We start from the raw sequence: 19,101 nt of genomic DNA, 5'->3' as shown, positions 1-19,101 counted from the left end.
GCGCTGGTCGCGGGCGTCCCGGTCGTCGGCCTGCTGGCCTACGTGGCGATCGGCGCCGGGCTGTCGGTCGTGATCCCGCTGGTCTTCCGCGCCGCCGCGGGCGGCGGCGACGCCGGGCCCGCGCTCGCGAGCGTCACGACGACCGGCTACCTCGGCCTGCTCTCCGGCCCGCCGATCATCGGCGCGGTCGCGTCGCTGACCTCGGTGCCGGGCGCGCTCGTCCTCGTCATCGTCGCCGCCGCCGGGATCTGCGCCGGCGCCCCCGCCCTGCGAACCCCGACCCTCGTCCCCGCCTCCGCATGACCGACACCATCGCCATCTCCGCCATCCTCTCCGACCTCGACGGCGTCCTCGTCGACTCCGGCGACGCCATCGAGACCACCTGGGCCACGTGGGCCGTCTCGCGCGGCATCGACCCCGACGCGCTCGCCGGTCGCATCCACGGCCGCCCGGCGGGCGACGTGATCCGCGAGATCGCGCCGCACCTCGACGCCGAGGCGGAGGGCGCGGCGGTCACCCAGATGGACATCGACGGCCCGCCCGCCAAGCTGCTGGACGGCGCGCGCCGCCTGCTCGACGAGGACCTCGGCGTGCCGGTCGCGATCGTGACCTCGTGCCCGGACGCGCTGGCGCACGTGCGGCTGAAGACCGCGGAGCTGCGCGTGCCCGACGTGCTGGTGACCGCCGACCGCGTCGCCAACGGCAAGCCCGATCCCGAGGGCTACCGCCTGGCCGCGACCGAGCTGGGCGTCGACCCGGCGGCGGCCGTCGTCTTCGAGGACGCGCCCGCGGGCATCGTGGCCGCCAAGGCCGCGGGCGCGCGCGTGATCGGCATCACGACCACGCATCCGCGCGCGGAGCTGCTGGAGGCCGGAGCCGACGACACCGCGGCGTCGGTCGCCGACGCGCTGGCGCGCCTGGCGCTCTGAGCCGCGGCGGGCCGAGCCGAGCCGCCAGCGGCCCACCGGCCGCGCCTTCGCCTACAGCCCCAGCTCGTGCCGGTACGTCGACCGGTACTGCTTGCGCGCGTCGAGCACCTTGGTGACGTAGGAGCGCGTCTCGCCGAACGGGATCGCGTCGATGTCCAGGTCCTTGCCCTTGGCGCGCGCGGAGGCGATCCACTTGTCGACGTTGCCCTCCCCCGCGTTGTAGGCCGCGAGCACGAGCGGGACGTCGTTGCCGTAGCGCCGCATCAGGTAGCGCAGGTAGAACGCGCCGTAGGAGATGTTGACCTGCGGCGTGCCGAGGTCCGACGTGCGGAACGCGGTGCCGCCGGACTTCTGGGCGATGTAGTGCGCGGTGGCCGGCGTGAGCTGCATCAGGCCCTCCGCGCCGGCCGACGAGGTGCGGCCGTCGATGAAGTGCGACTCGGCGTAGATCACGCCGGCGATCAGCGCCGGGTCCAGGCCCTTGTCGCGCGCCTGCTGGCGGATGATGTCCTCGTGGCGCAGCGGCAGGGAGATCTCCTTGACCGCGTGGTGGAACGCGGGCCGCAGCATCAGCACCGCGCACAGCGCGAGGCCTGCGGCGGCCAGGATCGCCAGCCCGCGGCGGCGGCGCATCCGCGCCTCGCGACGGCGCCGGTCGGCGATCCGGCGCGACGACGCGGTCGCGGCCGGCCGACGGCGCGGCGCGGAGGTGGCGGTCCGGGTGCTCATCGCGAAGCAGTCAGCTTGCCAAGCACGGAGGACAGTGCGGCCTCCAGGTCAGCTTCCGTACCGTCATTCCGCACCGTGAAGGTCGCACGTTGCGCCTTCTCGTCCTGGGAGAGCTGGCGCGCCGCCCGCTCGTCGACCGCCTCGTGGCCGCGGGCCGCCGCGCGCGCCGCGCGCACCGACTCGTCGGCGACGACCGCGATCGTCGCGTCGTAGATCCCGTCCATCCCGGCCTCGAACAGCAGCGGCGTCTCCACCACCGTCGCCTTCGGCGCCGGGTCGGCGGACTCCTGCTCGACGCGGAACGCCCAGATCCGCTCGCCGACCAAGGGCCACAGCATCTGCTCCAGCCACTCGCGCTCGGCGGGCGCGGAGAACACGTGGCGCGCGATCGCGCCGCGATCGGCGCCGCCGTCGGGCGCGATGACGTCGTCGCCCCAGCGCTCGCGGATCGCGTCCAGCACGCGCTGCGAGCCGTACAGCTCGTGCACGACCGCGTCGCTGGAGATCGTGGCCGCGCCCAGCCGGGCCAGCGCCGCCAGCGCGGTCGACTTGCCCGAGCCCAGCCCGCCGGTCAGGCCGACGAAGGGCACCCGGCCGCGACCGGCCGAAGGGTCTGGGTTGGCGGTCGTCATCGTCCGGTCGTCGTCGTGAAAAGCTCGACGGCCGCACCGGGATCGGTGCGGCCGTCGGATGCAGCGTTGCGCTCGGGAGATGCGGCCAAGCCGCGGCTCCTAGGCCTCCGGCTCGGCGTCGCCCTCGGCGGCCGCGGGCTCCTCGCCCTCGGCCTCGGGAGCGGCCTCCTCGGCGGCGGCCTCCTCGGCCTCGGCGGCCGGCTCCTCGGCGGGAGCCTCCTCCGCGGCGGGAGCCTCCTCCGCGGCGGCGGCCTCCGGCTCGGCGGCCGCGTCGTCGGCGGCCTCCACCGGCAGCTCGGCCTCGACCGTGGCGGCGTCCGCCTCGGCCACCGGAGCGGCGGCGTCGGGGTCGCCCTCGCCGGCGAAGACGTCCTCGGACAGGCCGAGGTCGGCCACGTCGCTGAGGTCGCCGGCACCGGCCACGCCGGCGGCCGCGGCCTCGCCCGGCGTGGGCAGGCCGGCCTCGCGGGCGCGGATCTCGCTCGGCAGGATCTGGCCCTCGACGCGCTTGATCGACAGCGACAGACGGCGGCGCTCGGAGTCGATCTCGAGGATCTTCACACGGACGACGTCGCCCGGCTGGACGACCTCACGCGGGTTCTCCACGTGGTGCGCGGCCAGCTCGGAGATGTGCACCAGGCCCTCGACGCCGTCGAGGATCTCGACGAACGCGCCGAACGTGACGACCTTGGTGACCGTCCCCTCCAGCTCGTCGCCGACGTTGTAGGTGTCGACGACGCGCTGCCACGGATCCTCCTGGGTCTGCTTGAGACCCAGCGAGATGCGCTGGCGGTCGCGATCGATGTCCAGGACCTTGACCTGGACGGTGTCGCCGATGTTGAGGATCTCCGACGGGTGGTTGACGTGCGACCACGACAGCTCGGAGATGTGGATGAGACCGTCGATGCCGTTCAGATCCACGAACGCGCCGAAGTCGACGATGTTCGAGATGACGCCCTCGACGACGAGGCCGGGCTGCAGGCGGTCCAGGATCTCCTGGCGCTGCTCCTTGCGCTCCTCTTCCAGCACGGCCCGTCGCGACAGGACCACATTGTTTCGCGACCGGTTTAGCTCTATAACCTTGCACTCGATCGGCTGGGACATGTACTCGTCCAGGTTCGGAACCCGGCGAATGTCCACCAGCGAGGCGGGCAGGAAGCCGCGGACGCCGAGGTCCACGATCAGGCCGCCCTTGACGACCTCGATGACCGTGCCGGTGACGGGCTGACCCGACTCCGCCGCGGCCTCGATGTTGCGCCAAGCCTTCTCGAAGCGAGCCCGCTTCTTGGAGACGATCAGACGGCCGTCCTGATCCTCCTTGGTGAGGACGAGGGCGTCGACCTCCTCGCCGAGCTCGACCTCGTCGTGCGGATCCACGTTCTTGCGGATCGAAAGCTCGTTGGAGGGGATGACCCCCTCGCTCTTGTAGCCGATGTCGACAAGGACCTCGTCGTTGTCGATGCGGACGACCTTGCCGCTGACGACGTCACCCTCCTCGAAGGGAGAGAACGTGGCGTCATAGTTCGGGACGATGTGACCGTCGATCTCGAGCAGCAGGCCGTCGCTGCCCTCGACGATCTTCGCCTCGGGGGTAGGTGAAATGGTCTGGGTCATGTGCGACCAGGGAGGGTAGCGCGAAACGGCACTTGGCCGCCGACCGAGTCTTCCCGCGCGAGGGACGGCTACGATCGCCAGCGCATGCCCGTTCGCGCGACGAAGAGAGGGGCCGAGCGCACGCCGCTGGCCGGGGACCACGACGTCATCATCTGTGGCGCGTCCTTCGCGGGCCTCGCCGTGGCGCGGGAGCTGGCGGGCAGCGGGGCCGACGTGCTCGTCGTGGACCGCTACGAGATCGGCGAGCGGCAGACCAGCGCCTGCGCGGCGCCGACCGAGTGGCTGGCCAACCTCGGCCTGGAGGCGTCGGTCCGCCAGACCTTCCGCGACCTCGTCGTCCACCGCCCGTCCGGCAAGGCCTACCGCTGGACGCTGCCGTGGTCGTTCTCGACCTTCGACTACCGCCTGCTGTGCGCGCTGCTGGCCGAGCAGGGCGACTTCACCTTCGACACCGCGAAGGTCGACGGCATCACGCGCGGCGGCGCGATCCACACCGTGCACACCGACCGCGGCGACCTGCGGGCGCCGCTGGTCGTCGACGCGCTCGGCTGGCGCCGGGTGCTGAGCGAGACGCCCGACGCGATCCAGCCGCCGAACGCGCGCCTGTCGCGCGGCCTGGAGGTCCACCCGCCGGCCACCGGCGAGGACCTCGAGCTGTGGCTGGACCCCAAGTACATCGGCCCCGGCTACTCGTGGGCGTTCCCCGCGGGCGACGAGGTCCGCACCGGCGTCGGCTCCTTCGACCCGCACCTGCACGTCAAGGACCCGACCGTCGCGCTGGCCACCGACCTCGGCATCGGCACCGAGGGCGGCTACCAGGGCAACTGGATCCCCCACCGCCTGCGACCCGCCACCGGCGCCGGCGTCTTCTTCGTCGGCGACAGCGCCGGCCACTGCCTGCCGACCACGGCCGAGGGCATCCGGACGGCGCTGTACTTCGGCCTGGCCGCCGGGCGCGAGCTGCGCCGCGTGATCGAGGGCCGCCAGACGCGCGAGCAGGCGCTGGCGCGCTACGGCTCGTTCAGCGAAGACCACCGCTGGGCGTTCGACTGGCTCTGGCGCGTGCAGTGCCTGGTCTCCGGGATCAACAGGTACCCGGCGATGGACACCGCGTTGAACGTCATGAGCCGCCCGAAGCTCATCCGCTGGGCGTTCACGCACTACCTCGACATCGCCCCGCCGTCGTTCGCGCTGCAGGGCGCGCGGCCGTTCACCCGGCCGGCCGCGCTCCCGCTGGCCGCCTAGCCCTCAGAACCCACGCCGCTCGCGGGCGTGGACGAGCCGCGGGTCCCGGTCGTCGCGCCGTCGGCGGCCGGACGTGACCGCGCGCAGGATCCACAGCGCCACCAGCACGGCGACCGCGACCGTGAGCGGGAGCACGTCGCCGGGCGAGAACGCGCCGAGCGCCGCGAAGAACGCGTAGGCGGCGATCACGCCGATCGCCAGGACCCAGAACAGGTCGATCGCGGTCCGCCCCGCCTGGGGATGGTCACGGATCGGGTGCGGGACCCGCACGGCAGCCATGGACTCGGCACCTCCTGGACGGACTCGGCGACGGTTCGTGACGATCGTAACGATCCCGCCGGTCCTCGTTCAAGGTCCGAGGTTCCACCGATGCGCTGACGATCGGCACCGATCACCGTGAGGCGCCATGCGCCGTCCGCTCGCCGTCGTGCTCCCCGCCGTCCTCGTCCTCGTCGCCGCGCCGCCCGCCGCGCGCGCGGCCTCCTCCGACCTCACGATCGACGACCGCGCGCTCGGCCACGCCGGGACGTGGGCGAAGGTCGCCTCCGCCAAGGCCAAGGGCCGGACGCTGCTGAAGGCGACGCGCAAGGGCGCGACCCTGACCGCCAAGACGAAGGCGAAGGCCGGCGGCGCGGTCGTCGTGCAGGTCGGCCAGGGGCGCGGGACCGTGGCGATCGCGGTGAACGGCAGGCGCGCGCGGACGGTGGCGACCGCGGCGCGGAGGACCGCGTTCAAGACCTACGCCTTCAGCGGCAAGGGCACCGTGAAGCTCACGGTGACCAAGGCGGGCAAGGGCGTCTACGTGGACGCGGTCGTGCTGAAGGGCCTGGGCAGGGCGACGGGCACGGGGTCCTCGCCCGCGGGCTCGGGCGGCGCCGGCGCGGGCGGCGCGGCGTCGCCGTCCGGGCCGGGCGGGATCGGCTCTGGCGGCGGCGCGGCGGCGCTCCCGCCCCTGGCCGGAGGACCGCTCGCGCAGGTCGACACCGACGCCGCCGGCAACGGCGGCAACGGCGGCGACGTGACCACGGTCGCGGTCTCCCCCGACGGCCGGCACGTGGCCTTCTGGTCGCCGGCGACCAACCTCGTGCCCGGCGTGGCCAACGGCGTCCAGCACCTCTACCTCAAGACGTTGGCCACCGGCGCGATCCGCGTGCTGGACGCGGCGCAGGACGGCACGCTGTCCAACGACGTCTCGTCCGACAGCGGCGCGCACGCGCTCGCCTGGAAGCCGGACTCCAACGAGGTGCTCTTCACCTCCGGCGCCACGAACCTCGGCCCGGACGTGTCGGGCCTCTCGGCGCCGTACCTGTACGCCAAGGAGATCGACGACAACTCGGTCGGCCTCCTGGCCGAGAAGGCCACCAGCAACGCGGCCTGGTCGCCGGACGGCAAGAAGATCGCCTACGGGTCCAGCGGCGACTACTGCTTCCCGGCGCAGTCGCCGTGCACGAGCACGTCGGTCAGCGACTCCAAGCTGTACGTGCTGGACCTGACGACGTTCAAGCACATCCCGGTCAGCGCGACCCAGTCGGGCGTGCAGCCGGTCGTCAACGGCGGCCCCAACGGCAGCTACCACCCGGTCTGGTCCCCGGACTCGACCAGGGTCGCCTTCGAGTCCGACAGCCCGCAGCTCGTCCCCAACGACACCAACACCGCCACCGACGTCTTCGTCAAGGACATCACCTCGCTGGCCATCGCGCGGGTGTCGGTCACCGCCGCGGGCAGCCAGGCCAACGCCTCCAGCGAGTGGCCGGCGTGGTCGCCCGACGGCACCCGCATCGCCTTCGACTCCAAGGCCGACAACTTCGTCGCAGGCGACAACAACTCGGGCGAGGACGTCTTCGTCAAGGAGCTGGGCACCGGCGCGGTGAGCGCGATCTCGGCCGAGCCGTCGGGCGAGTTCAAGCTGTTCTCGCACCGGATCCCGAAGTGGTCCCCGGACGGCACCCGGATCGCGTTCAACTCCAAGTCGGTGGACCTGATCCCCGGCTACGTGGACAGCAACCAGCGCGAGGACGTCTACGTCCGCGACCTGCGGACCGGCACGTTCCAGGTCGTCTCGGCGCGGGCCGACGGCGTCATCGGCAACGGCGACTCGACCCAGTGGAGCGTCCTCGGCTCGACCGGCGGCTGGCTGCCCGACGGCCACGGGCTCGTCTTCCTGTCGCGGTCGACGAACTTCTCGGCCGACGGCAACGCCTTCAACGAGAGCGTGTTCGTGAAGTCCGGGCTCTAGTTGCGCACGACCAGCAGCACTCCGGCCGCGAGCAGCACGATGCCCAGCACGCGCGCCGGCGTGATCACCTGCTGCTGGACGCCGAACCAGCCGAACTGGTCGATCAGCACGGCGACGGTCAGCTCGCCGGCGATCGTCGCGGCGATCACGCCGCCGGTGCCCAGCGAGCGGACGCTGACCAGCGCGGTCGTCACGTAGCCCGCGCCGAGGACGCCGCCGGTGAGGTAGATCGCGTTGACCTCGCCGACGTGCCCGATCCGGCCCAGGCCGCCGCGCGCCAGCGCCGCGGCGACGAACAGCACGACGGTCCCCACGGCGAACGAGACGAACGCGCCCTGCAGCGCGCCGACCGCGTGGCCGAGCCGCGAGTTGATCGGCGACTGCAGCGCGATGAAGCCCCCGGCGATCACCATCAGGACCGCCGCGACGCCACGGTCCATCGCGCTACTTCGCCTCCAGCCAGGTGATCCCCACGCCGCCCTCGACGGCCAGCGGCGGCGTGCGGTCGCCCCACGGCGCGAGCATCTCGCGCTCGGCCAGCGCCTTGACCTGCTCGGCCTCCTCGGGCGGGCCCTCGAACAGCAGCTCGTCGTGGATCGTGAGGATCATCCGCGTCTTCAGCCCGGACGCCTTCAGCGCGTTGTGCGCGCCGATCATCGCTAGCTTCATGACGTCGGCCGCCGTGCCCTGGATGACCGTGTTGACCGCCAGGCGCTCGCCGAGCGTGCGCACCTGGTAGTTGCGCGCCCGCAGCTCGGGGATCTGGCGGCGGCGGCCGAAGAGCGTCGTGACGTATCCGCGCTCCTTGGCCTCCTCGATCGTCGTCGTCATGAACGCGTGCACGCGCGCGAAGCGCTCCAGGTAGGCGTCGATGAACGACTTGGCCTCCTCGCGCGCGATGTTGAGGCGGTCGGCCAAGCCGTAGTCGCTCAACCCGTACACGATGCCGTAGTTGATCATCTTGGACTTGGAGCGGTCCATCGGCGTCAGCTCCTCCGGCGGCTTGCCGAAGACCTGCGACGCGGTCGCGGTGTGGACGTCCTCGCCCTTGACGAAGATCTCCTTGAGCACCGCCTCGTCGGCGATGAAGGCCATCACGCGCAGCTCGACCTGGGAGTAGTCGACGCTGACCAGCACGTTGCCGGGCGCCGCCTCGAAGCAGCCGCGGATCTCGCGGCCCAGCTCGGTGCGGACCGGGACGTTCTGCAGGTTGGGGTTGATCGACGCCAGGCGGCCGGTCGTGGCCGCGGCCTGCACGAACGTGGTGTGGATCCGCGCCTCGTCGTCGGTCAGCGACGGCAGGACGTCGAGGTAGGTCTTCATGAGCTGGTTGAGCTCACGCCAGCGCTCGATCTTGGGGACGATCGGATGCTCGTCGCGGATCGCCTGCAGGACGCGCGCGTCGGTCGAGAAGCCGGTCTTGCCGCGGCGCTTGCGCGACAGCTTCAGCTTGTCGAACAGGATCGCGCCGAGCTGCTGGGGCGAGCCGATCGTGAACTCCTCGTCGGCCAGCGCGAAGATGTCGCGCTGCAGGTCGGCGATCTCGTCCACGACCCGCGTCCGGATGCCCGCCAGGCGCTCCTTGTTCAGCCGGACGCCCGCCAGCTCCATGTCGCGCAGCACCGGGACCAGCGGCAGCTCGACCTCGTCCATCAGCCCGGTGAGGCCGCGGTCGTCGAGCTGCTCGCGCTGCCAGGCGGTGAGCGCCTGGATGAGCGCGGCGTCGGCGGCCAGCGCGGGCGTGCCGTCGTCGGCCTTCAGCCCGCGCTCCTCGCAGATCTCGGCGAACGGGAAGCCGCGGCGCGCGGGCTCCAGCAGGTAGGCGGCCAGCAGCGTGTCGTGCGTGAGGTTGGCCGGGATCGACCCCCACGCCTTGGCGTCGTGGGCGACGACCGGGCGGTCGCCGAGCGCGGCGACCAGCTCGGCCGGGTCGGCGACCGTGCCGAAGATGGCCTCCTCCCCCACGATCGCGCCGAACCGCCAGTTGGGCTCCTCGGCCAGCAGCTGGCCCTCGGCGGGCTCGGGCGCGACGAACGCGATCGCGATCTCCTGGTCGGCCCCGCCGCCGCCCAGCGCGCGGACCTCGGCGGGCGTGCCCTCCCGCGCGCGCACGCGGACCGTGGCGGCCTCGACCGGGATCGAGGACGGGACGCCGGCGACGTCGTCGGCGGCCAGCGCCTCCTCCAGGCGCGCGAGCGGGGCGCGCAGCTCGAACTGGCGGAAGACGTCGCGCAGCCGGGAGCGGTCGGGCTCGCGGGCGGCCTCGGCGGCCGGGTCGACGTCGACCGGGACGTCGCGCATGATGGTGGCCAACTGCTTGGACAGCCGCGCGTCGTCGGCGTGGTTGGTCAGGTTCTCCTTGCGCTTGGCGCCGGAGATCTGGTCGACCGACGCCAGGACCGTCTCGAGGTCCTTGAACTTGTCGAGCAGCTGCGCGGCCGTCTTGTCGCCGATGCCCGGGACGCCGGGGATGTTGTCCGACGTGTCGCCCTTCAGGCCGTAGAAGTCGGGGATCTTCTCGGGCGGCAGGCCGTAGCGGTCGATGACCGCCTGGTAGTCATACAGCTTGGTGTCGGTGATCCCGCGGCCGGTCGCCATCACGCGGACCTTCGAGTCCGGGTCGATCAGCTGGAAGATGTCGCGGTCGCCGGTGACGATCACCACCGGCACGTCCTGCGCGCGCGCCTTCTCGGCGATCGAGGCGATGACGTCGTCGGCCTCGTAGCCGTCGACCGACACGTTCTTGTAGCCGAACGCCTCGACCAGCGGCGCGAGGTGCGGCCACTGCTCGCGCAGCAGGTCCGGGCGCGACTGGCGCGTGGACTTGTAGTCGGCGCTGACGTCCTTGCGCCCCGAGTGGCCGGCGTCCCAGACCACGATCGTCGGCTTCTGGCCGTGCTCGGTCAGCAGCTTCACCAACATGGAGGCGAACCCGAAGATCGCGTTGGTCGGCATGCCCGTGGAGGTCGCGATCGACTCGGGCAACGCGAAGAACGCCCGGTACGCGAGGGAGCTGCCGTCGATCAGGTAGAGCTCGTCGTGGCCATTGGAGGACATCGACTGTGACCCTATCGTCGCGCGGGCGGCGAGCTAAGGCAGCGGAGCGACGCGGACCTGCGGGAGACCGACCGGCGGAACGTCGGCCCAGGCGACCGTGTCGCCCGCGACGCCGAAGCCCACGGGGCAGGCCGCCGGGTCGACGCGCCGGGGCGGGACGGCGATCGTCCCGTCGGGCAGCGTCGCCAGGGTCGGGACCGCGTGTCGCCAGAGGTCCGAGGCCATCCGCGCGTCGGCCGTGGTCCGGCGGCCGTCGGGCCCGACGCGGGCCAGGGCGAGCGAGGAGCCGAGGACGACCGCCGCCGTCGGCGCGGCCGCCTCGGCGTCGGAGCAGCAGCCGCGTGCGGCGCGCGCGGTCGCCGCCGCGCTGGCCGGCCGCGCGGGCTCGGCGTGCGCGGGCTGGACCTGCGCGGCCGGGGCGAGCGTCGTGGCGAGCGCGATCGGCACGAGCGCGCATGTCCGGTGGAGCCTCCTCACCGGAGCGAGCGTAGACGCCGTCGCGGTCGTCCAGGACGCCCGGCCCAGCTGCCATACAAGTACGCAGCCTCCCTGGCCGTCGTGGCGGCGGATTCCGTCGTATTGTGCGGTCCCGATGTCGTCCTCCCCGTCCGCCCAGTACAGCCTCACGATCCGCGTCGAGATCGCCGACCGGCCCGGGATGCTCGGGCTGGTAACGAGCGCGATCGGCACGGCGGGCGGGTCGATCGGGTCGATCGACCTGGTCGAGGTCAAGGAGGACGTGCTGCTGCGCGACATCACGGTCGACGCGACCGGCGCCGAGCACTGGGACGTGATCACGGCCGCGCTGGACGCGATCGACGGCGTGACCGTCGTCGACACGACCGACCGCACGTTCCTGCTGCACATCGGCGGCAAGATCGAGCAGGCCAACAAGTCGCCGCTGAAGACGCGCGCGGACCTCTCGATGGCCTACACGCCGGGCGTCGCGCGCGTGTGCACCGCGATCCACGAGGACCGCGACAAGGCGTTCCAGTACACGATCAAGCGCAACACGGTGGCCGTCGTCTCCGACGGCACCGCGGTCCTCGGCCTCGGTGACATCGGCCCGGAGGCCGCCATGCCGGTCATGGAGGGCAAGGCGATGCTCTTCAAGGAGTTCGCCAACGTCGACGCGTTCCCGATCTGCCTGAACACCAAGGACCCCGACGAGATCGTCTCGATCGTCAGGGCGATGGCGCCGACCTTCGGCGGGATCAACCTGGAGGACATCTCCGCCCCGCGCTGCTTCGAGATCGAGGACCGGCTGAAGGCCGAGCTCGACATCCCGGTCTTCCACGACGACCAGCACGGCACCGCGATCGTCACGATGGCCGCGCTGATCAACGCCTGCAAGCTGACCGGCAAGTCGCTGGCCGACCTGCGCGTGCTGATCATCGGCCTCGGCGCCGCGGGGGTCGCGGTCACCAAGATCCTCATGGAGGCCGGCGTCCGCCACATCATCGGCGCCGACTCGCGCGGCGTGCTGAGCGTCGACCGCGGCGACTACCAGGACGGCTCGATGCCGCCGATCAAGCGCTGGTACGCGGAGTCGACGAACCCGGACCGCCTCGGCGGCACGCCCGCGACGGTCATCGACGGCATCGACCTGCTGATCGGCCTGTCGGGCGCCAAGGTCTTCCCCGCCGACGCGCTGGCGCGGATGAACAGCGACGCCATGGTCTTCGCGATGGCCAACCCGACGCCCGAGGTCTCCCCCGAGGAGGCCGCGCCCTACGCGCGGATCGTCGCGACCGGCCGCAGCGACTACCCCAACCAGATCAACAACGTGCTCGCGTTCCCGGGCATCTTCCGCGGCGCGCTGGACGTGCGCGCGCCGCAGATCACCGAGCCGATGAAGATGGCCGCCGCCCGCGCGATCGCCGACATCGTCCCCGAGTCCGAGCTGCGCGAGGACTACATCATCCCGTCGGTGTTCAACCGCGACGTGGCGCCCGCGGTCGCCGAGGCGGTGTCCGCCGAGGCGCGCCGCGCCGGCGAGGACCGCGCCGGGGACACGATCGGCTTCGCCGCGATGGACATCGAGCAACTGCGCAACTGACACGCGAAGCCCAGCTTCCGCCGCGATGGACATCGAGCAGCTGCGCAACTGATCGCTGCGCGGCCGCGGGCCGTAGGTGATGGAGATGAACGTCACCGTCACCGGCGCCACCGGCCTCGTCGGCCGCAAGCTCGTCCTCGCGCTGCGCGACCACGGCGAGGACGTCACCGTGCTGTCGCGCTCGCCCGAGAAGGCGCAGGCCTCGTTGGGCGTGGCCGCCGTCGCCTGGGATCCGCTGTCGGGCCCCGCGCCCGCCGAGGCGCTGGCGGGCCGCGACGCGGTGGTGCACCTGGCGGGCGAGCCGGTCGCCCAGCGCTGGAACGCCGACGTCAAGCGGCGCATCCGCGAGAGCCGCGAGACCGGGACGCGCAACCTCGTCGCCGGCCTGGCCGCGCTCGACGACGCGCGGCGCCCGCGGGCGCTCGTCAGCTCCAGCGCCGTCGGCTACTACGGCAAGCACGGCGACGAGCGCGTCCCCGAGTCGGCGCCGCCCGGCTCGGACTTCCTGGCGGAGGTCTGCGTGGCCTGGGAGCGCGAGGCCGACGCGGCCGCCGCCCACGGCCTGCGCGTCGCGAAGATCCGCACCGGCGTCGTGCTCGACCGGTCCGGCGGCGCGCTGAAGACGATGCTCCCGCCGTTCCGCCTCGGCGTCGGCGGCCCGGTCGCCGGCGGCGACCAGTACCTGCCGTGGATCCACGTCGACGACCTCGTCGGCCTCTACCTCCGCGCGCTGACCGACGCCTCGTGGTCCGGCGCCTACAACGGCGCGGCGCCCGAGCCCGTCACCAACAAGGCCTTCAGCAAGGCGCTCGGCCGCGCGCTGCGCCGCCCCGCCTTCGCGCCCGTCCCGGCCTTCGCGATCCGCCTGCTCTACGGCGACATGGCCGAGATCGTCACCGAAGGCCAACGCGCCGTGCCCGAGCGCCCGCTCGCGCAGGGCTTCGCGTTCGCCCACGCGGACCTGGACGCCGCGCTGGCCGACGCGCTGAGGTGACCGCCGCGGCCCGGGGCGCCGCGTTCAGACCGACGTGGGCTCCTCGCCCTCGTTCGCCGCGTCACGCCGGCGCTTCTGCATCCACGGCGAATCGGGCTTGGGCGGCACGATCAGCCAGATGACCACGCCGATGGCCGAGAGGATCAGGCCGCAGCCCAGGCCCCACTTCTCGCCGTAGCCCTTCCGCTTGGACAGCTCGGACGCGCCCCAGGCGGAGGCGAGCCAGAGGTAGAGCAGCCAGAAGGCCTTGGAGCCGAAGGCGGCGGTGATCAAGGCGATGGTCATGGCTCAGGCTCCCAGGTACGCGGCCTTGACGCGGTCGTCGGTGCGCAGCGCCGACGAGCTGTCGGTCAGCGCCACCGACCCGGTCTCCAGCACGTAGCCGCGCGAGGAGACGTCGAGGGCGTAGTTGGCGTTCTGCTCCACGAGCAGAATCGTCACGCCCTGCTCGTTGATCTCCCGGATGATCTCGTAGATCTTGTCCACGATCACCGGCGCGAGGCCCAGCGACGGCTCGTCCAGCAGCAGCAGCGTGGGCTGCGCCATCAGCGCGCGGCCCATCGCGAGCATCTGCTGCTCGCCGCCGGACATCGTCCCCGCCTTCTGCTTCTCGCGCTCCTTCAGGCGCGGGAACAGCTCGAAGACGCGCTCGATGTCGGCGCGGATCCCGTCGGCGTCGCGGCGCGTGAAGGCCCCCATGTCGAGGTTCTCGCGCACGCTCATGCGCGGGAAGATCCGCCGGCCCTCCGGCGAGTGCGCGATCCCCATCGCCGCGACCTGATGGCCGGGCAGGCCGGTGATGTCCCGGCCCTGGTAGACGATCTTGCCGGTGCGCGGCGGCACGATCCCCGAGATCGAGCGCAAGGTGGTGGTCTTCCCGGCGCCGTTGGAGCCGATCAGCGTGACGACCTCGCCCTCGTAGACCTCCAGCGAGATCCCCTTCAGCGCCTGGATCGCGCCGTAGTAGGTCTGGATGTCCTCGACCCGCAGGACCGGCTTGGTCTTGCCGTCGCCGTCGATGCCGGGCGTGGTAGCGGGCGCTTGCGGTGTCGTGCTCATCAGGCCTGGCTCCCGAGGTAGGCCTCGATCACCCGCGGGTTCTCGCGCACCTCTTGCGGCGTGCCCTCCGCGATCTTCTCGCCGTGGTCGAGCACGGTGATGTGGTCGCTCACGTTCATGATGACCTTCATGTCGTGCTCGATCAGCAGGATCGAGATGTCCTGCTCGGTGCGCAGCTTCTCCATCAGCCGGCGCAGCTCCTCGGACTCCTTGGCGTTCATGCCCGCCGTCGGCTCGTCCAACAGCAACAGCTTGGGCTCGGACGCCAGCGCGCGGGCGATCTCCAGCCGCCGCTGGTCGCCGTAGGGCAGGTTCATGGCCAGCTCGTCCTTGCGCTTGAGCCCGACGAGCTCCAGCAGCTCCCGCGCGCGCTCGCGGCCGGCCTTCTCCTCCCGGCGCACGAACGGCGTGCGCAGGACCATCCCGGTCACCCGGGCGCGGAGCCGCGGGTGCATGCCGACCTGGACGTTCTCGGTCGCGGTCATCGTCCGGAACAGCTTGATGTTCTGGAACGTGCGCGCGACGCCGGCGCGGGTGACGATGTCCGGCCGCTTGGCGGTGATGTCGACGCCGTCGAAGCTGACGCGGCCGGTCGTCGGCCGGTACAGGCCCGTCAGGCAGTTGAAGAACGTGGTCTTCCCCGCCCCGTTGGGGCCGATGAGCGACACGATGGCCTTGTGCGGCACGACGAAGTTGACGTCGTTGACCGCCACCAGGCCGCCGAACACCTTCGAGATGCCGGCGGCGTCCAGCAGGACGTCCTCCGGCGCGACGTCGACGGCGACCTTGTCGACCGCGGTGATCTGATCGCTCACTGTCGCACCTCGTACATCTGGGACATGTCGCCGACGGCCGCGGCCTCTTCCGCGCCCTCGATCTCGGACTCGTGCAGCTCCAGCCGCCTTCGACCGGACGGGATCAGGCCCTCGGGCCGCAGCACCATCATCACCAGCAGGAAGAACCCGAAGATGCCGAACGAGATCGACGTCACGTCGAACCCGAGCGGGCCGGACAGGTTGTTCAGCTGCGGCAGGCCGTAGCGGTTCATCATCGACAGCGCGACGGCGCCGACGATCACGCCCCAGATGTTGCCCATGCCGCCGACGATGACCATCGCCAGGATGAACACGGAGAAGCCGAACTCGAACTGGTCGACGTTGACCGTGTTGTTGTAGGAGCCCAAGAACACGCCCGCGAAGCCGCCGAACGCGGCGCCGATCGCGTAGGCCCACAGCTTGGTCCGCACGAGGTTGACGCCCATCGACGCGGCGGCGACCTCGTCCTCGCGCACCGCGATCCACGCGCGGCCCAGGCGCGAGTCGCGCAGCCGGCGGTTCACGAAGACCGTGAACACGACCATGCCGAGCGCCACCCAGTACGCGGGTTTGAGGTTCTGGTCCGTGTAGAGGATGTCGTGCGACCAGGGCAGGTTGATGGTGTCGATCGGCGTGATGCCCTGGCGGCCGTGCGAGAAGTCGGTCGAGCCGATGCCGAACAGGCCGCTCGTCGAGTTCTCGAAGATGCGCGGCACGATCTCGCCGAAGGCCAGCGTGACGATGGCCAGGTAGTCGCCGCGCAGGCGCAGCGTCGGCGCGCCGAGCAGCACGCCCCACAGCGCCGTGATCGCCATCGCGATGAAGATCACGATGAAGAAGTTGATGTGGATCCCCGCGATGTCCAGCCTGCCGCCGTCGAGCTTGGGCTGGAACGTCGAGCGGTCCGACACCAGGATGTGGATGCCCTTGCCGCCGTTGACGTTCGGGAACTGCTGGCTGCCGAACCAGCCGATGACGAAGGCGCCGATCGCGTAGAACGCGACGTAGCCGAGGTCGAGCAGGCCGGCGAAGCCGACCACGATGTTCAGGCCCAGCGCCATGATCACGTAGGCCAGCGTCTGGATCGACGCGTCGAGCAGATCGCCCGAGCCGATCAGCAGCGGGAAGGCGATCGCGGCCACGAGCGCCGCGAGCATCCACGCGGTCGGCGGAAGGACCCGCGTGAAGGAGCCCCAACGGGTGCGCAGGTCGGTCATCCCTCTCGCGTCTCCTCGCCGAAGAGGCCCTGGGGACGGAAGACCATCACCAGGATCAGGATCCCGAACACCACGGCGGGCGTCCACTCCTCGCCGAGCGGCAGGCCGAGGAAGTTGCCGCCGTCGGAGACGGCCTGGATCACGCCGATGATGAGGCCGCCCGCCACCGCGCCCTTGAGGTTGCCGATGCCGCCCATGACCGCCGCCGTGAAGGCGATCAGCCCGGCCGTGAAGCCCATGTTGAAGCGGACGGTCAGGTTGTAGAGCGCGTAGATCAGGCCCGCCGCGCCGGCCATCGCGCCGCCGAGCAGGAAGGTCAGGCTGATCGTCCGGTCCACGTTGATGCCCATCAGGCGGGCCGCGTCCGGATCCTGCGCGGTGGCGCGCATCGCCTTGCCGTGCTTGGTCGTGTTCACGAACCACAGCAGCGCGACCAGCAGCGGGACCGTGATGATCACCGCGAAGACGTCGGAGTGCAGGATGTCGACGTCGAAGACCGTGAAGTACTTGGAGTGGGAGCCGATGAGGTCCGGCACCTGGTCGGGCGTCGGGCGCCACAGCAGGCCCACGTTCTGCAGGATGAAGCTCATGCCGATCGCGGTGATCAGCGGCGCGAGCTTCGGCGCGCCTCTGAGCGGCCGGTAGGCCGCGCGCTCGATCAGCACGTTGAGCGTCGCGCTCGCGGTCATCGCGAGCAGGAGGAAGACGACGATCGAGACGACGATCAGCGCCAGGCCCGTGTCGGCGGTGACGCCGAAGGTCTGCCACAGCGACAGCGACACGAACGCGCCGATCATGAACACCTCGCCGTGGGCGAAGTTGATCAGCTCGACGATGCCGTAGACCAGCGTGTACCCCAGCGCGATCAGCGCCCAGACCATGCCGTTGGAGAGGCCGGTCTTGACGTTGTCGAGCGTCGCGGTGGGCTCGTAGATGAACTGCGCCACCAGCGCGCCGAACAGCAGCAGCGGCAACGCGTAGGCGTTGAGGATGTCGCCCACCTTGCGCGCCGGAGGCGGCGCGGAGGCGGTCTCGGTGATGGATGCGGCTTCCATGGTGTGGGGCTCCTCGGAAGGCGGCGGCCCCGCCGGTCGGGGCGTCACGCCCCGACCGGCGGACTCCGCGAGGCCTCAGGAGGTCTTGGCCTTGATCACCTTGTTGAACACGAGCTTGCCGTTCTTGACGGTGTCTCCGCCGTAGTCCGACAGCGTCGTGTCGCCGTTCTGGTCGATCGAGTACGTGCCCAGCACCGACTCACGGTTCTTGATCTTGTAGAAGGCGTCGATGACCGCCTGGCGGTCGTTGCCCTTGTCCCCGGCGTTCTTGATCGCCTCGAGCACGACGCTCATCGCCTCGTACCCGTAGATCGCGTACGCCTCGGGATCCGTGCCGTACTTCGCCTTGTAGTCCTTGAAGAAGTCCTGCCCCGCCGCGGGGTAGAGCTTCGGATCGAGGGTCGGGTTGGTGATGTACGTCTGCTTCTCGGCCTTGGAGCCGATCTTCGTCGTGAAGGGCGACTCCGCGACGCCGTCGGGGCCGAACAGCTTGGCGCTCGGCATCGTGGCGTTGAGGTCCTTCCACAGCTGCACCGCGTTGTTCTGCGTGATGCCGCCGAAGAAGATGCAGTCGGCGCCCTTGGACTTGATCGACTGGGCCAGCGCGCGGTAGTTCGCGGCCTTCGGGTCGATGCCGTCGTTGCCGAGGACCGTCAGGCCCTGGGCCTTGGCGATCGGCACGACCTGGTCGGCGAGGCCCTTCCCGTAGACCTCCTTGTCGTTCAGGATGTACAGCTTGCTGCAGCCGTTGTCCTTCTGGTAGGTCACCTGGGCGGCGGCCTGGATGTGGTCCGCCGGGACGACGCGGCCGAACGTCCGCTTGCCCGTCGGGTAGTACTTGTCCGGCTCGCCCTTGTCGGCACCCTGGGAGCGCGTCAGGCCGACGGCCGTGTTGGACGGCGACACCTGCAGGATCCCGGCCTCGTTGAGGATCGGGAGCGAGATGGCGGTCGCGCCGGAGTTGAACTCGCCGATGTAGGCGATCGTGGACTTGTCCTGCGCGGCCTTGCGGGCGTCCGACGACGTGGCGCCCGGCTCCCACTTGCCGGCCGCCGCGGTGGCGTCGTCCAGCTTCTTGAACGTGATGGTGAACTTGCCGGCCTTGTTGCCGGCCTTCTCGAGCGCGAGCTGCTCGCCATCGTTGACGGACATGGACTGCGGACGAGAATCGCCCTGGAGCGGGAGACTCGAGTAGATGGTCAGGTTGGTGGCGCCCGACGAGCTCCCCGAGCTCGACGTGGACGACCCACCTCCGGCGTTGTCGTCATCGGAGCTGCCGCACGCGGCGACTCCGAAGGACAACGCGGCCAGCAGGCAGCTGCCTGCTGCCAGATGACGTACGCGCAACGTGGTCCCCTCCTCAAGGGATCGATTCCGGAGAAGGGCGAGTCTAAACAGGACTCATGACGCCGCGCAATGGTCACCCCCGCACACCACAACGTGGAGATGTTGGTTGACCA

18 protein-coding genes and 1 pseudogene are annotated in these 19,101 nt (G+C 71.2%); 6 read left to right on the top strand and 13 right to left on the bottom strand.

Translation table 11 applies throughout. From position 1 onward, the window contains the following. Both VFG42_RS20775 and VFG42_RS20770 read left to right on the top strand, forming a co-directional pair. Window positions 1-303: pseudogene (locus VFG42_RS20775) on the top strand (MFS transporter); the annotation flags it as partial. After that, window positions 300-929: an HAD-IA family hydrolase gene (locus VFG42_RS20770; protein ID WP_324910713.1), complete on the top strand. Its 630-nt coding sequence runs from the start codon at window positions 300-302 to the stop codon at window positions 927-929. The pseudogene VFG42_RS20775 and the gene VFG42_RS20770, both read left to right, overlap by 4 nt. A gap of 51 nt (window positions 930-980) precedes the next feature. Here VFG42_RS20770 and VFG42_RS20765 read toward each other — a convergent pair whose 3' ends face one another. The 3 genes from VFG42_RS20765 to rpsA all read right to left on the bottom strand — a co-directional run bounded on the left by VFG42_RS20765 (window position 981) and on the right by rpsA (window position 3,904). Further along, the gene (locus VFG42_RS20765) at window positions 981-1,658 is read right to left on the bottom strand and encodes a lytic transglycosylase domain-containing protein (protein ID WP_324910712.1); all 678 of its coding nucleotides are present in this window, start codon (window positions 1,656-1,658) and stop codon (window positions 981-983) included. Further along, entirely contained in the window at window positions 1,655-2,248 is a 594-nt protein-coding gene (gene coaE / locus VFG42_RS20760) for a dephospho-CoA kinase (RefSeq protein ID WP_324910711.1), read from the bottom strand. Before coaE ends, VFG42_RS20765 begins: the two co-directional genes overlap by 4 nt. Window positions 2,249-2,389: 141 nt before the next feature. Then, window positions 2,390-3,904 (bottom strand): 30S ribosomal protein S1, encoded by a 1,515-nt coding sequence (rpsA, locus tag VFG42_RS20755; protein WP_324910710.1) that lies wholly within the window; start codon window positions 3,902-3,904, stop codon window positions 2,390-2,392. Window positions 3,905-3,988: 84 nt separating this feature from the next. Between rpsA and VFG42_RS20750 the strand changes: the two genes are divergently transcribed. Next, window positions 3,989-5,149 carry an NAD(P)/FAD-dependent oxidoreductase gene (locus VFG42_RS20750; protein ID WP_324910709.1) on the top strand — a complete coding sequence of 387 codons (1,161 nt, stop codon included), beginning with the start codon at window positions 3,989-3,991 and terminating at the stop codon, window positions 5,147-5,149. A 3-nt stretch (window positions 5,150-5,152) separates the two neighbouring features. Here VFG42_RS20750 and VFG42_RS20745 read toward each other — a convergent pair whose 3' ends face one another. Further along, complete coding sequence (locus tag VFG42_RS20745) at window positions 5,153-5,428, bottom strand: hypothetical protein (protein WP_324910708.1); 276 nt, start codon at window positions 5,426-5,428, stop codon at window positions 5,153-5,155. Between the two features lie 127 nt (window positions 5,429-5,555). On the opposite strand from VFG42_RS20745, the gene VFG42_RS20740 reads away from it, so the two are divergent. Beyond that, entirely contained in the window at window positions 5,556-7,385 is a 1,830-nt protein-coding gene (locus tag VFG42_RS20740; protein ID WP_324910707.1) for a hypothetical protein, read from the top strand. On the opposite strand, the gene VFG42_RS20735 is transcribed toward VFG42_RS20740, so the two are convergent. Genes VFG42_RS20735 through VFG42_RS20725 form a run of 3 tightly spaced genes read right to left on the bottom strand, consistent with a single transcriptional unit; the run spans window position 7,382 to window position 10,919 of the window. Continuing rightward, window positions 7,382-7,825, bottom strand: a complete 444-nt coding sequence (locus tag VFG42_RS20735) for a DMT family transporter (RefSeq protein WP_324910706.1) — start codon at window positions 7,823-7,825, stop codon at window positions 7,382-7,384. The genes VFG42_RS20740 and VFG42_RS20735 overlap by 4 nt on opposite strands. 4 nt (window positions 7,826-7,829) lie before the next feature. Next, entirely contained in the window at window positions 7,830-10,442 is a 2,613-nt protein-coding gene (gene polA, locus VFG42_RS20730) for a DNA polymerase I (RefSeq protein ID WP_324910705.1), read from the bottom strand. A gap of 33 nt (window positions 10,443-10,475) precedes the next feature. Beyond that, on the bottom strand, window positions 10,476-10,919 hold the full coding sequence (locus tag VFG42_RS20725) for a hypothetical protein (protein ID WP_324910704.1): 444 nt from the start codon (window positions 10,917-10,919) through the stop codon (window positions 10,476-10,478). Window positions 10,920-11,034: 115 nt separating this feature from the next. On the opposite strand from VFG42_RS20725, the gene VFG42_RS20720 reads away from it, so the two are divergent. After that, window positions 11,035-12,501 carry an NAD-dependent malic enzyme gene (locus tag VFG42_RS20720; RefSeq protein ID WP_324910703.1) on the top strand — a complete coding sequence of 489 codons (1,467 nt, stop codon included), beginning with the start codon at window positions 11,035-11,037 and terminating at the stop codon, window positions 12,499-12,501. A gap of 85 nt (window positions 12,502-12,586) precedes the next feature. Continuing rightward, complete coding sequence (locus VFG42_RS20715) at window positions 12,587-13,495, top strand: TIGR01777 family oxidoreductase (RefSeq protein ID WP_324910702.1); 909 nt, start codon at window positions 12,587-12,589, stop codon at window positions 13,493-13,495. A 24-nt stretch (window positions 13,496-13,519) separates the two neighbouring features. On the opposite strand, the gene VFG42_RS20710 is transcribed toward VFG42_RS20715, so the two are convergent. From VFG42_RS20710 to VFG42_RS20685, 6 genes are all read right to left on the bottom strand, one after another. Next, a complete protein-coding gene (locus VFG42_RS20710; protein WP_324910701.1) occupies window positions 13,520-13,780 on the bottom strand; it encodes a hypothetical protein in 261 nt (86 codons plus the stop codon). A 3-nt stretch (window positions 13,781-13,783) separates the two neighbouring features. Beyond that, window positions 13,784-14,554: an ABC transporter ATP-binding protein gene (locus tag VFG42_RS20705; protein WP_324910700.1), complete on the bottom strand. Its 771-nt coding sequence runs from the start codon at window positions 14,552-14,554 to the stop codon at window positions 13,784-13,786. Further along, window positions 14,554-15,369, bottom strand: coding sequence for an ABC transporter ATP-binding protein (locus tag VFG42_RS20700; RefSeq protein WP_324910699.1), 816 nt, complete (start codon window positions 15,367-15,369; stop codon window positions 14,554-14,556). The genes VFG42_RS20705 and VFG42_RS20700 overlap by 1 nt, the downstream gene beginning before the upstream one ends. After that, window positions 15,366-16,586: a branched-chain amino acid ABC transporter permease gene (locus VFG42_RS20695; RefSeq protein ID WP_324910698.1), complete on the bottom strand. Its 1,221-nt coding sequence runs from the start codon at window positions 16,584-16,586 to the stop codon at window positions 15,366-15,368. Before VFG42_RS20695 ends, VFG42_RS20700 begins: the two co-directional genes overlap by 4 nt. Continuing rightward, complete coding sequence (locus VFG42_RS20690; RefSeq protein WP_324910697.1) at window positions 16,583-17,641, bottom strand: branched-chain amino acid ABC transporter permease; 1,059 nt, start codon at window positions 17,639-17,641, stop codon at window positions 16,583-16,585. The genes VFG42_RS20695 and VFG42_RS20690 overlap by 4 nt, the downstream gene beginning before the upstream one ends. Window positions 17,642-17,716: 75 nt before the next feature. Next, window positions 17,717-18,943 carry a branched-chain amino acid ABC transporter substrate-binding protein gene (locus VFG42_RS20685; protein WP_324910716.1) on the bottom strand — a complete coding sequence of 409 codons (1,227 nt, stop codon included), beginning with the start codon at window positions 18,941-18,943 and terminating at the stop codon, window positions 17,717-17,719. Window positions 18,944-19,101 lie beyond the last annotated feature (158 nt).

The sequence above is a fragment of the Baekduia sp. genome (assembly GCF_035685985.1).
GTDB lineage: Bacteria > Actinomycetota > Thermoleophilia > Solirubrobacterales > Solirubrobacteraceae > Baekduia.
The sequence above is the reverse complement of the archived record's forward strand: the minus strand, read 5'-3'. Positions and strand labels throughout refer to the sequence as shown.

Coding starts and splice junctions, on each gene's coding strand:
- polA (WP_324910705.1), bottom strand. CDS start 10,442: ATGTCCTCCAATGGCCACGACGAGCTCTACCTGATCGACGGCAGCTCC.
- VFG42_RS20690 (WP_324910697.1), bottom strand. CDS start 17,641: ATGGAAGCCGCATCCATCACCGAGACCGCCTCCGCGCCGCCTCCGGCG.
- VFG42_RS20735 (WP_324910706.1), bottom strand. CDS start 7,825: ATGGACCGTGGCGTCGCGGCGGTCCTGATGGTGATCGCCGGGGGCTTC.
- rpsA (WP_324910710.1), bottom strand. CDS start 3,904: ATGACCCAGACCATTTCACCTACCCCCGAGGCGAAGATCGTCGAGGGC.
- VFG42_RS20695 (WP_324910698.1), bottom strand. CDS start 16,586: ATGACCGACCTGCGCACCCGTTGGGGCTCCTTCACGCGGGTCCTTCCG.
- VFG42_RS20765 (WP_324910712.1), bottom strand. CDS start 1,658: ATGAGCACCCGGACCGCCACCTCCGCGCCGCGCCGTCGGCCGGCCGCG.
- VFG42_RS20770 (WP_324910713.1), top strand. CDS start 300: ATGACCGACACCATCGCCATCTCCGCCATCCTCTCCGACCTCGACGGC.
- VFG42_RS20740 (WP_324910707.1), top strand. CDS start 5,556: ATGCGCCGTCCGCTCGCCGTCGTGCTCCCCGCCGTCCTCGTCCTCGTC.
- VFG42_RS20715 (WP_324910702.1), top strand. CDS start 12,587: ATGAACGTCACCGTCACCGGCGCCACCGGCCTCGTCGGCCGCAAGCTC.
- VFG42_RS20710 (WP_324910701.1), bottom strand. CDS start 13,780: ATGACCATCGCCTTGATCACCGCCGCCTTCGGCTCCAAGGCCTTCTGG.
- VFG42_RS20750 (WP_324910709.1), top strand. CDS start 3,989: ATGCCCGTTCGCGCGACGAAGAGAGGGGCCGAGCGCACGCCGCTGGCC.
- VFG42_RS20745 (WP_324910708.1), bottom strand. CDS start 5,428: ATGGCTGCCGTGCGGGTCCCGCACCCGATCCGTGACCATCCCCAGGCG.
- VFG42_RS20705 (WP_324910700.1), bottom strand. CDS start 14,554: ATGAGCACGACACCGCAAGCGCCCGCTACCACGCCCGGCATCGACGGC.
- VFG42_RS20720 (WP_324910703.1), top strand. CDS start 11,035: ATGTCGTCCTCCCCGTCCGCCCAGTACAGCCTCACGATCCGCGTCGAG.